Genomic DNA, 10,902 nt, shown 5'->3' on the forward strand with positions numbered 1-10,902 from the left:
CACTTCACCGGCGTGTCATCCTTTGCCGAATGCGCCGTGGTGCCGGATAGCGGGGTAGTCAAGGTTCGCTCCGACGTGCCGTTTGAAGCTGCGGCCCTGGTTGGCTGCGGGGTCATGACCGGGGTGGGCGCGGCGATCAACACGGCCAAGGTTGAGCCCGGCACCAGCGTGGTCGTCATCGGCTGTGGCGGTGTGGGCCTGAACACGGTTCAGGGCGCGGTCCTGGCCGGGGCCGAGAAAATCATCGCGGTGGACCTGAACGCTGCCAAGCTGGAGCTAGCGACCCAGTTCGGGGCGACCCACCGCGTCAACCCCCAAGACGGCGATCCGGTTGATCAGGTGCTCAGCCTGACCGACGGCCTGGGCGCCGACTATGCGTTTGAGGTCATTGGTCGCTCGGACACTGCGGTCCAGGCCTACAATTCGATTCGACCCGGCGGCACCGCGGTGGTCGTGGGTGTGGCCAAACCCGACGATATGCTGACCATCCCGACGGTTTCGCTGTTGCAGGAAAAGACCCTCAAGGGCTCCATCTACGGCTCGGCTCGGCCCAGTGTCGATATGCCCCGCCTGCTCGACCTGTACATGCAGGGCAAGCTCAAGCTCGACGAGCTGGTCTCGCGTCGGATCGGGCTGGAAGACATCAACGCGGCGTTCGACTGGATGGAGCGGGGCGAGGTCGCCCGGAGTGTCATCATGTACTGAGCGATACCCGCCATGGCGCGTACACGATCCACCCCGTCGCAAGACCTCGACTCTCCGGCCCAGCGCGACCAGCTGCCCGTGGTGGCCATTGTCGGGCGGCCCAACGCCGGAAAATCGACCTTTTTCAACCGATTAAGCCATAATCGTAAGGCCGTGGTGCATGCCACCCCGGGGGTGACCCGGGATCGGAACTTTGTGCGTGCGACGTGGCGGGGGCGACAGTTTGTCCTGGTCGATACCGGCGGGATCGACCCGACGGAAACCGCAGGAGTCGTCGGCCGCGTTCAGCACCAGACCCAGCTGGCGATTGACGAAGCGGATGCGCTGATCTTTCTGTTTGACGGCCGCGAGGGCCTCAATCCGGCCGATACCCAGGCCGTAGACCTGCTGCGGCGCAGCCGCAAGCCGGTCTTGTTTGCGGTGAACAAGCTTGACAGTCAAAAACACGCGACACTGGTCAGCGACTTTTTCAGCCTGGGCATCGCGCCCCTGTATCCGATCTCGGCCGCCCACGGCCTGGGCATCGGCGACCTGCTTGACGGGCTGACCCAGGGGTGGGAGCGAGACACTCCGCCTCCAGAGCAGGCTGCCGACACCGCCCTGCCGGTGGCCATTATCGGGCGGCCCAACGTCGGCAAGTCTTCTCTGCTCAACAGACTGGTCGGCTTTGAGCGCTCCATCGTCGATGCGACCCCCGGCACCACCCGGGATGCGGTGGACAGCCTGATTGACTGGCACGGCCGCTCCATCCGGCTGGTCGATACGGCCGGCGTGCGCCGCCGTCCCCGCATTCACGAGCAGATCGAACAGTCCAGCGTGTTGATCGCCCTCAGAGCGATTGAACGGGCCGAGGTGTGCCTGCTGGTCATCGACGCCGAGCAGGGCATGACCGACCAGGATGCGCGGCTGATCCACTATGCCTGGGACCGGGGTCGGGCCGTGGCTCTGGTCGTCAACAAGTGGGATCTGGCCCCACCCGACCGTAAAAACCCGGCCCGCTATGAGGACGGCCTGCGCCGGCAGTTTGCCGTCACCCTGCCCCTGCCCATCGTCTTTGTGTCCGCGCTCACCGGCACCCGGGTCACCAGCCTGCTGCCGCTGATTGAACGGGTGTCCGAGGCGCATGCCACGCACCTCCCGACCGTCCAGTTAAACCGCTGCTTGAAAGAATGGACCGAGCGAACCCCGCCGCCCAGCTATCGGGGCAAAACTCCCCGTTTTTTCTACACTACCCAGGTCTCGGCCAAGCCGCCGGTCATCGCCATCTATACCAGCGCCCCCCAGGCCATACCCAGGGACTATACGCGCTATCTTGAGAATCAGCTCCGCGCACGTTTTCCTCTGACCGGCACCCCGGTCAGACTCAGCTTTCGGACCCGGCGTAAGGAGCGCAAGACCACGCCAGCCTGACACACCAGGACCGGCCCTATTCGATCACAATCCGGTCACTCTCGGGGAGAAAGCACTCGTCCTCATAGTACAGCCCGCCACGCAGGCGACAGTCCTGCTCGCCGAACAACTCATAGCTCGGCTGGTAACACTGTTCCTCGTACGGAAAGCCGCCCCGTTGCTCACACCGACCGGCTGGGGTCAGCGGCGTCTCAATGGACTTTTTGATGTATTGCTCGAAATCGTCCCAGCGCTTAGCCGGAGAAACACAGGCGGATAGCGCCAGGCTTATCCCCACTAATACGCCGAGCGGGCTCCGTCTCATCATCGTTCCTGTATGTAGCGGTTTTTTGTCCCAGACGTTAGTCCGGGGTTTCCCGCCGGTCGATAATCCGGGTCACCAGAGCCAGATCGGCCGGATTATCGACATCAATCGCGCACTCGGCAAAGGGCATCCTGACGACCGCAATACGCGCCCCAATGACCCGCTCGGCGCGTTGTCGGGCGGCCTCGGCGTCCAGTCTGCGCAGGACCAGCCACACAAAATTCCATAGCCCGAAGGTGCTCAGCAGGCGCCACGGACGCTTGCGGAACTGCCCGCTGTGGTGCCAGAAGGCTGCGGCCGACTCGGCGCCTGGGCCGGCGCGCAGGGCAAACAGGTTTGTGCCGCAAAATCGCTCGTCCCGGAACGGAATGAAGCTCCGCTTCGAATCGGGATAGGCGGTGCGGAAACGCGACTCGGCCATGACGCCGACAATCACGTCGGCGTCGCTCGTCCGCGCCGCGTGACAAAAATACTCAAGCATTTCGGTCGTCAGCAGCGGATGATCGGCCGTAGTCACCAGCAACAGGTCTCCGGCGCTGAGTTGCCGGACATAGCCGAGGGCGCTGGCGCTGGGCGAATCCCCCACCGGCGCGAACTGGAGCAGACCGGCCTCGGCCAGTGTCCGCAGCTCGGTGATGGCGTCCAGGCTGCTCGGATCGTCGGTACTGACGACAAACCGCCGCAGCCCGTGCAAGGGCTGAAGACTCCGCAGCACCCACGACAGCATGGGAATACCCCGGATCGGCACCAGCGCCTTGTGGCTACAGCCCGCCGCCTGAGCCAGCGGCTCGTTCGGTCCACGACGGCCTGCCAGCACCAGGACGGTCAGATCGGCTCGGGCCGTTTGCTGGAAAGTGAAACGTGATCTCTTCCTCATCACGAGGTCATCACGTTTCACTTTTGCGTCCTCGGGCATGCGGCTATTGTAATCGCCCGTCCATATTCAACCAGTCCCCTCTTACGATCCTCTCTCACTCCGGCCCTCGCGCCGAGACAACTCACCTCAATAGGGACGGGTTTGAAACCCGCCCCTACCGCTGTGTCCCAGCTTGACGCTGGATTGACCGCCCCATAGGCTATGGGACGCACCGAGACAAGGTCATGCGCATTTGGATTGACGCCACAGATATGCGCAGTCAACTGCGCGTGTTCGGGATGAGCCTCCTCGAACGTCAGCTCCAGGCAATCAGCCGAGCCGAGCTGGATCGGCCCGAGGTGTGTGTCGTCCTGCCCAAAGACACCCCGCCTCCCCGCCTGCCCGACCTCGGCCGTCTCGCCGTGCGCTGGGAGCGGACGACCGGCTCGGTGCAAGACCAGCTCGCCGCAGCTGTCGCCAGGGCGGACGGCGAAGCGCTCATCGCGACCGAGGGCCACGCCATTATTGACGCCCGCCTGCTGGACCATGTGGCGCAGCGTCCGGGTTCGTATGCGGCCATGGGCGGCGAGGGGGAGGCGCGCACTGCCCTGCTGCGCCTTGAACACGAGGTTCCGACCGAACCCATGCCCGAAGCCCGGCTTACAGCCCTGGCCCAGCACTACCTCGCCTGCGGCACACTCTCTGAGCTGTCCCTGGCCGAGGTTCCGTCGTACATCCCCAAGCTGCGTCGGGATCTGCCGCTCTACCTGTTTGGCATCACCGATTCGACCAGCCGAGACGCGGCCGAGCGCTTTCTGTTCTGGTCAAACTACAAAGGCTCGACCGATTTTTTCACCAAATACGTTTACCCGCCCCTGGTGTGGCTGATGGTCCGGCCCCTGGCCCGCTGGCGGGTCCACCCGAACAGCGTCACCCTGGTCAGCATCGTTCTCACCCTGGCTGCGATCCCGCTGTTCGGCCTGGGCTCCTGGGTCAGCGGCTTTGTGTGCGCCTACGCCATGAGCGTACTGGACTCGGTTGACGGCAAGCTGGCGCGGCTCACCTTTCGTTCTTCGCGTCTGGGCGACTGGCTGGATCACGGCCTGGATATTGTCCACCCGCCGCTGTGGTATGCGGCCTGGGCCTGGGGGCTGAGCCAGGCAGACCTTGACTCGGCGGTGTTTCAGGCTGCGCTGTGGATAACCGGGGTGTATATCCTGGATCGTATTGTGGCCGGCGTGTTCAGCTGGCGGCACGGCCGCTCGATTCACGGCTATACCCGGCTGGACGAGATCATGCGTACGTTCATCTCGCGTCGCAACATCAACCTGCCCCTGTTCATGGTCGGCCTGCTGGTCGGCCTGCCGATTCCGATTTTTTATCTGATTGTGGCCTGGCAAGTGGCCTCGTTCGTCTTCCACGCCGACCGGCTGGTGCGTTTTTGGAACGCCCGGCCCACCGGTCCGCTGGCCGAGCTGGCGGCGAAGAAGCGCGGCTGACACACCGCAATCCGCCGAGACACCGCCATGCACCTGCTGCTTGTCTTTGCCCGGACCTATCCCTACCCCAGCGCGCTGGTGCTGGGCTGTCTCCTCGTGTCTGCCGTGTTTGAAGGCATCGGATTTTCCAGTCTGCTGCCGCTGCTGAGCATGACGGTCACGGATCAGACCGCCGCCGGGACGGATGAGCCGCCGGCCTGGCTTGAACAGCAGGTCAGCAACGGGTTGGCGATTTTTGGCTTACAGCCCCATCTCGGGACGCTGTGTCTGGTCATTGTCGGCGGCCTCGGCCTCAAGGCGGTCTTTGTCCTGATCGCCCAGCGACAGGTCGGCTATACCGTCGCCCATGTGGCAACCGACCTGCGCCTGTCCCTGCTGCGCTCGCTGCTGGCCGCCCGCTGGGAGTATTACACCCGCCAGCCGGTCGGGGGGTTTGCCAACGCCTTTGCCACCGAAGCGACCCGGGCGGCTGAGGCGTATCTGTTTGGCGCGACGATCATCTCGCTCAGCATCCAGACCGCGCTATATACCGGCTTGGCGTTTGCCGTGTCATGGCGGGCCAGCCTGGCCGCAGCCGGCTTTGGCCTAGTGCTTGTTGTGGTGCTGAGCCGCCTGGTCCGCATGTCGCGTCGGGCCGGTGCGCGCCAGACCCAACTCCTCAAGATCCTCCTGGAACGCTTGACCGATGTCTTGTCTGCGGTCAAACCGCTCAAGGCCATGGCCCGTGAGACGCTCACCGCCCCTCTGCTGGAAAAAGGCACCCAACGCCTGAACAAGGCGCTGCGCCGCGAGGTCCTGAGCCGGGAAGCCCTGCGCGCCCTGCAAGAGCCCCTGGTCATGGCCGCTCTGGTCGGTGGCCTGTACCTGGCGCTAAGTCGCTGGTCCCTGTCTCTGGACCGGCTTGTCGTCCTGGCCGTGCTGTTTGAGCGCACCTTTCGCAGCCTGGGCAGAGTCCAGCGCCAGTATCAACGCCTGGTCGCCCGAGAGAGCGCCTATTGGTCCCTGCGTGACAGGATAGACCAAGCCCAGACCCAGCGCGAAGCCCTGCGGCCGACCCAGGCGCCTGTCCCCCGCCTCAGCCGGGCGCTCCGCTTTGAGGAGGTCAGCCTCGCCTATGGCGACCAGACGATTCTCGACACGGTCTCTCTGAGTATTCCGGCCGGGCGGCTGACCACCCTGATCGGGCCGTCCGGGGCCGGAAAAACCTCGACGGTCGATCTCATCGTCGGTCTGGTTCAGCCCCAGTCGGGCGCGATCTGGATCGACGATACCCGACTCGACCAGACGAGTCTGCACGCCTGGCGCCGGGCGGTCGGCTATGTTCCCCAGGAGACCCTGCTACTGCACGACAGCGTGCTGATGAATGTGACCCTGGGCGATCCGAGCCTGAGCCGCAACGACGCCGAAGCCGCGCTGCGGGCGGCCGAGGCCTGGGAGTTTGTCGTTGGCCTGGCCGACGGCCTCGACACCCCGGTCGGGGAGCGGGGCAGCCGCCTGTCCGGCGGCCAACGTCAACGCATCGCCATTGCCCGGGCGCTCGTGCATCAGCCCCAGCTCGTCATTCTGGATGAAGCCACCACGGCGCTCGACCCGGACACTGAAGCTGCCATCTGCGCCACCGTTCAACACCTGCGGGGACACACCACGCTGCTGGCTATCTCACACCAGCCCGCGTTGCTCGAAGCCGCCGACCAAGTCTACCGCCTGGCCGGCGGCAGGATGGAGCAACTGAGCCAGGGGCTGGAACACCGGCACGAGGCGCAGGCCTGAAAAAGAACCTATATGAAGCTGTCCAAAACACTCCGCAGCCTGTCACGGCTCGTTCCGCTGCTAACCGACCGGCGCGTTCCCTGCGTCCCCGAACCGATCAGGCTGGACGTACGGCCGGGGGCGCGGCCGAGCCCCAAGCCGCCGGTGTGTCTTTTTGTCGGCACCGAGCCGGCCCAGCACCGGGCCGAGCGTGTTTTTTTGTGGTCCATAGAACAGGTGCGCGATCCGGGCCGGGTGTATGACATCTATCTGATGACAGACCTGGCCGGCTTTGACCGCCGGGGCTGGCTGACCGGCTTTACCAATTATCGTTTTGCCATCCCACACTTTGCCGCCAGCCTGGGCATGCGACGGGCGATTTACAACGATGTGGATCAGGTCTATCTGGCCGATCCGGGTGAGCTGTTTGATACCGATCTGGGATCGCACGGCTTTGTGTCGATTGGCCCCCGCGATACCTCGGTCATGTTGCTGGATTGTGAGCGGATGGCCACCGTCTGGTCACTCCAGGACGCCCAACACACCCGCCGCAAAACGCTGGAGGCCAGCGCCGCAGCCGAGTGGGGTGTGCTCGACCCGGCCTGGAACGCACGGGACGAGGAGTATCGGCCGGGCGACTCCAAGGTCTTGCACTACACCACCATCCACGCCCAGCCCTGGCAACCTTTCCCCGAGCGCTACGCCTACCAGCGCAACCCGGTTGCCCACGTCTGGTTTGGGCTGGAACGCGCCGCCGACCAGGCCGCCTACCGCATGTCGGCCGCCTGTCCCGAGCCCGACGCCCCTCCGTCGGTCTGGGTGCTCACGGCCGATAAACCCGGCCACACGACCCAGGCGCTCGGCTTGGCCGACGCGCTCGGCTGGCCGTATGAGGAGAAACGGCTGGCTTTCACCGGGGCGGCCACGCTCCATAAGCGCCTGTTTGGCGTGCGCGGGGCAAGCCGTATCGGTCTTGACCGTGCCCGCTCGGACCGGCTGGCCGCGCCGTGGCCGGATATCGTGATCAGCGCCGGCTGGCGGCCGACGCGGGTGGCGCGCTGGATTCGGGACCGCAGCCAGGGCAAGACCCGGCTGGTGCTGCTCGGCCGCAAAGGCGCTCACCTCACCGACCGGTCGGATATTGCGGTCAGCTGTGGTCACTTCCGTCAGCCCCCCCACCCCCGACGGATTGAAACCCTGGCGCCCCTGAGCCGTGTCACCCAACAGCGCCTGGAGGCGGCCGCTGCGGCATGGTGCGAGATGCTGGAATCCGCCCCCCATCCTCGCGTTGCCGTGCTCGTCGGCGGGGCAACCGCCCGTTATCGTTTTGACCCGGACACAGCCCAACAGCTGGGACAGGCGATCCGCGCCTGGGCCCGCGAGGTCGGGGCGAGTCTGTTTGTCACCACCAGCCGGCGGACTGGGACGCAATCCTGCCAGGCCCTGCAACACGCCCTCGGCCCTGTCCAGCATCTGCACGTGTGGCAGGCCGGACAGTCGGCAAACCCGTATCTCGCCTATCTCAGCTTAGCCGATGTGTTGGTGGTCACCGGCGAGAGCGAGTCCATGCTGGCCGAAGCTGCGGCTACCGACAAGCCGCTGTATATCTACCCGCTGCCCGAACGCCCGGCCGCGCTCGGCGTGCGGCTCAAGGAATGGCTGGTCCGGCGCGCCCAACAGCCGCGTCGCAACACACGCGGCACGGTGCGTCCCCAGCGCGGCCTGGCCTATGTGTGCGGCAGGCTCATCGAGCGCGGCACGCTTCAGCCCCGCCGGGATGTGAACGCCCTCCACCGGGCGCTGGTCGAACACGACTTTGCCCATTTTTTTGGTGAGCCGCTGAGCCTGGCCGCCCGCCCGCAGCTGCAAGAGTTTGACACGGTCGCCGAGCAGGTTCGGCGTCTCTTGAAAGGCGAACGATGATAACCGATCATCGAGGAAGAGAGCAGCGTTCGCCTTTGAAAGAGGAACGATGGTGACCGATCATGCAAGAAGAGAGCAGCGTTCGGAAATATCATGACTATCCCGCTTGTTTTTCTGCGCCACGGCCAGAGCGTGTGGAATCAGCAGCGCCGTTTTACCGGCTGGGCCGATGTCAGGCTCAGCCCCGCCGGCCGCACAGAATCCGAAACTGCGGGTCGGCTGCTCAAACGGGCCAACTACCGCTTTGACGTGTGCTTTACCTCCGTGCTCCAGCGCGCCCGGCAAACCCTGGACATCGTCCTCGACAGCCTGGGACAGTCGCGGCTGCCGGTTCATACCAGCTGGCGCTTGAACGAACGCCACTACGGCGCGCTCGAGGGCCTCAGCCGCGTCGATGCGGCCGAGCAATACAGCCCTCGGCAGGTCACGCTGTGGCAGCAGCATTTTGACATCTGCCCGCCGCCGCTTGATCCCGGGGACCGTCGTTTTCCCGGCCACGATCCGCGCTACCGTCGGTTGGCTGCGGCTGACCTGCCACGCACAGAGAGCCTCAAAGACGTCCGAGCCCGTGTGCTGCCGTACTGGCAAGACACCATCCTGCCCTGCCTCAAGGCCGGCCAGCGCGTCCTGGTCGTGGCCCACGGCAACAGCCTGCGGGCGCTCATGACCTATCTCGACAGCGTCCCGGAGGCGACGATTCCAAAAATCAAAAGACCCCTGACCGGCGAGCCCTTGGTGTACGAGTTTGGCCCTAGTGGCCAACCGCTCAGTCGCTTTTACCTCAGACGCTCCCCCAAACTGCACCGCTGGGTGCGCTCGGCTTTTGGTTCCACACCGTCTCCCACCCCGGACTAGGCTCGGCCATGGCGTACCTTGATTTTGATCGGCTCGACGCCCTCGACCCACACACCTTTCAGGCCCAACACCCCTATCCGTGGGTCAATCCGCACGGCCTGCTCACCCCGACCGGCTATCAGCGCTTGGTCGAGAGTCTGCCCGCAGTGTCGCAATTCACCCGTCTATTTGGCGTTCAACGCGCCCACGGTCAGCACAGGCACGACCGCTATGGGCTGGAATACAGTCCCGGCCTCCAACTCGCACCGGCCTGGCAGGACTTCATCGACGAGTTGGCCGGCAGCACCTACCGACGCTTTATCTGCCGCATGTTTGGCGTGCGGGCCGTTGATCTGCGCTTTCACTGGCACTACACGCCCCGGGGCTGCTCGGTCTCCCCCCACTGTGACGCCAAACACAAACTCGGTTCGCATATCTTTTATTGTAATGCAGAGTGGAACCCGGCCTGGGGAGGCGAAACCCTCATCCTGGACGATGGCGGGCGTTTTGCGCGCAGCTCAGCCCCTCGGTTTGAGGACTTTGATCGGCGCATCGTGTCCCAAACCTCGGGCAACCGCAGCCTGTTGTTTCAGCGCAGAAACAACTCGTGGCACGGCGTGCGCACCCTGGAGTGTCCGGAAGGTCAGCTGCGAAAAGTCTTTATCGTTGTCATCAACCGCTATTCGGCCGTGGACCGCATACGGCGGCTGTTGGGCGGAAAATCGAAGGGCTATTGACCCCAAGTCCGCACTGCTGAGACCGTAGATTCCATTACCAATCCATCCAGGCTTCGCCCTTACCAGACCACCGTCACGCCATATTCATGGAAAACCGGATCAATGCTGAGAACCGGCAGACTGCGGAGTCTGGCTTGGGCAATCAACATCCGATCAAAGGGGTCTTTATGTGGACCCGGTAGGGAGCCCGCCAACAGGCCATCGTCAGCGGTAACACTCAGTTCAGCAAAGCGCGCCTGGCGGAGATACGTGGGTAAGCGACGAACAATATCTCCAGCCTCGGGCAATTTTCCGATGCGGTGCTTTGTGGCAATTTCCCAGGCCGAGGCGGCACTCACCAGAATCTCATTCCCGGCATTCGCAATGCAGTCTCGGGCAGCGGTGGATAAGTGAGGGTCGTCAAACAGCCACCACAGCAGGGCATGGGTATCGAGCAGCGCCTTCATCGCTCCCAGGCCTGTAACTCATCCTCGGGAAGCGGCTCAAAAAAGGCATCCGTCAGCCTGCCACGGGCAATCCCCGGAACACGGGGGAGACGCTCCTCAACCGGCAGTAAACGGGCGAGTGGCTTGCCGGCTCGGGCGATAATGATTTCCTCTCCTGTCAGCATCCGATCAAGCAGTTTGGAGAGATGTGTTTTGGCCTCATGGATATTCACGGTGGACATGCAACTCCCTCCGTTCGGCATATTTTAGTCTTATTTTTAGACTTAGTTTAGGATCTAAGCTAAGTCAAGACTGCTCTGACCTATCCGTCACACAAGCCAAAAGCAGGATCGGCGGTTCGGGGATGTGGCGGCACGGAAAACCTAGAGCGGTTCACCATTATCTGTAGCCACAATGCTGGAAGTAATGATGGCATTCGCGGGGAGAGAAGCCCGTCAAG

11 protein-coding genes are annotated in these 10,902 nt (G+C 64.0%); 7 read left to right on the forward strand and 4 right to left on the reverse strand.

Features of this window, described 5'->3' with window-relative positions; translation table 11 throughout:
* Together J4F42_17725 and der are read left to right on the forward strand one after the other, a co-directional pair.
* The coding region (locus J4F42_17725) for a zinc-binding dehydrogenase (protein ID MCE2487358.1) at positions 1–705 on the forward strand (705 nt) is incomplete at its 5' end.
* Between the two features lie 12 nt (positions 706–717).
* Positions 718–2,115, forward strand: a complete 1,398-nt coding sequence (gene der / locus J4F42_17730; protein MCE2487359.1) for a ribosome biogenesis GTPase Der — start codon at positions 718–720, stop codon at positions 2,113–2,115.
* Between the two features lie 16 nt (positions 2,116–2,131).
* On the opposite strand, the gene J4F42_17735 is transcribed toward der, so the two are convergent.
* Positions 2,132–2,419 (reverse strand): hypothetical protein, encoded by a 288-nt coding sequence (locus J4F42_17735; protein MCE2487360.1) that lies wholly within the window; start codon positions 2,417–2,419, stop codon positions 2,132–2,134.
* Positions 2,420–2,456: 37 nt separating this feature from the next.
* Complete coding sequence (locus J4F42_17740; GenBank protein MCE2487361.1) at positions 2,457–3,296, reverse strand: nucleotidyltransferase family protein; 840 nt, start codon at positions 3,294–3,296, stop codon at positions 2,457–2,459.
* Positions 3,297–3,520: 224 nt separating this feature from the next.
* Here J4F42_17740 and J4F42_17745 point away from each other — a divergent pair, with 224 nt between their 5' ends.
* From J4F42_17745 to J4F42_17765, 5 genes are all read left to right on the forward strand, one after another.
* The gene (locus tag J4F42_17745) at positions 3,521–4,774 is read left to right on the forward strand and encodes a CDP-alcohol phosphatidyltransferase family protein (protein ID MCE2487362.1); all 1,254 of its coding nucleotides are present in this window, start codon (positions 3,521–3,523) and stop codon (positions 4,772–4,774) included.
* A gap of 27 nt (positions 4,775–4,801) precedes the next feature.
* A complete protein-coding gene (locus tag J4F42_17750) occupies positions 4,802–6,544 on the forward strand; it encodes an ABC transporter ATP-binding protein (GenBank protein MCE2487363.1) in 1,743 nt (580 codons plus the stop codon).
* 12 nt (positions 6,545–6,556) lie between these two features.
* Positions 6,557–8,446 carry a mitochondrial fission ELM1 family protein gene (locus J4F42_17755; protein ID MCE2487364.1) on the forward strand — a complete coding sequence of 630 codons (1,890 nt, stop codon included), beginning with the start codon at positions 6,557–6,559 and terminating at the stop codon, positions 8,444–8,446.
* Positions 8,447–8,539: 93 nt separating this feature from the next.
* Positions 8,540–9,301 carry a 2,3-bisphosphoglycerate-dependent phosphoglycerate mutase gene (locus J4F42_17760; GenBank protein MCE2487365.1) on the forward strand — a complete coding sequence of 254 codons (762 nt, stop codon included), beginning with the start codon at positions 8,540–8,542 and terminating at the stop codon, positions 9,299–9,301.
* Positions 9,302–9,309: 8 nt separating this feature from the next.
* Positions 9,310–10,017 (forward strand): hypothetical protein, encoded by a 708-nt coding sequence (locus J4F42_17765; protein MCE2487366.1) that lies wholly within the window; start codon positions 9,310–9,312, stop codon positions 10,015–10,017.
* A gap of 59 nt (positions 10,018–10,076) precedes the next feature.
* On the opposite strand, the gene J4F42_17770 is transcribed toward J4F42_17765, so the two are convergent.
* Together J4F42_17770 and J4F42_17775 are read right to left on the reverse strand one after the other, a co-directional pair.
* Positions 10,077–10,463: a type II toxin-antitoxin system VapC family toxin gene (locus tag J4F42_17770; protein MCE2487367.1), complete on the reverse strand. Its 387-nt coding sequence runs from the start codon at positions 10,461–10,463 to the stop codon at positions 10,077–10,079.
* Positions 10,460–10,684, reverse strand: a complete 225-nt coding sequence (locus tag J4F42_17775; protein MCE2487368.1) for a type II toxin-antitoxin system Phd/YefM family antitoxin — start codon at positions 10,682–10,684, stop codon at positions 10,460–10,462. The genes J4F42_17770 and J4F42_17775 overlap by 4 nt, the downstream gene beginning before the upstream one ends.
* Positions 10,685–10,902 lie beyond the last annotated feature (218 nt).

This window comes from Desulfurellaceae bacterium, from assembly GCA_021296095.1.
Taxonomy (GTDB): Bacteria; Desulfobacterota; Binatia; order Bin18; family Bin18; genus JAAXHF01.

Bases quoted from the DNA above. Each gene is read 5' to 3' on its own strand.
- J4F42_17740 (MCE2487361.1), bottom strand. From the start codon at position 3,296: ATGAGGAAGAGATCACGTTTCACTTTCCAGCAAACGGCCCGAGCCGAT.
- J4F42_17755 (MCE2487364.1), top strand. From the start codon at position 6,557: ATGAAGCTGTCCAAAACACTCCGCAGCCTGTCACGGCTCGTTCCGCTG.
- J4F42_17745 (MCE2487362.1), top strand. From the start codon at position 3,521: ATGCGCATTTGGATTGACGCCACAGATATGCGCAGTCAACTGCGCGTG.
- J4F42_17765 (MCE2487366.1), top strand. From the start codon at position 9,310: ATGGCGTACCTTGATTTTGATCGGCTCGACGCCCTCGACCCACACACC.
- J4F42_17750 (MCE2487363.1), top strand. From the start codon at position 4,802: ATGCACCTGCTGCTTGTCTTTGCCCGGACCTATCCCTACCCCAGCGCG.
- J4F42_17770 (MCE2487367.1), bottom strand. From the start codon at position 10,463: ATGAAGGCGCTGCTCGATACCCATGCCCTGCTGTGGTGGCTGTTTGAC.
- der (MCE2487359.1), top strand. From the start codon at position 718: ATGGCGCGTACACGATCCACCCCGTCGCAAGACCTCGACTCTCCGGCC.
- J4F42_17735 (MCE2487360.1), bottom strand. From the start codon at position 2,419: ATGAGACGGAGCCCGCTCGGCGTATTAGTGGGGATAAGCCTGGCGCTA.
- J4F42_17775 (MCE2487368.1), bottom strand. From the start codon at position 10,684: ATGTCCACCGTGAATATCCATGAGGCCAAAACACATCTCTCCAAACTG.
- J4F42_17760 (MCE2487365.1), top strand. From the start codon at position 8,540: ATGACTATCCCGCTTGTTTTTCTGCGCCACGGCCAGAGCGTGTGGAAT.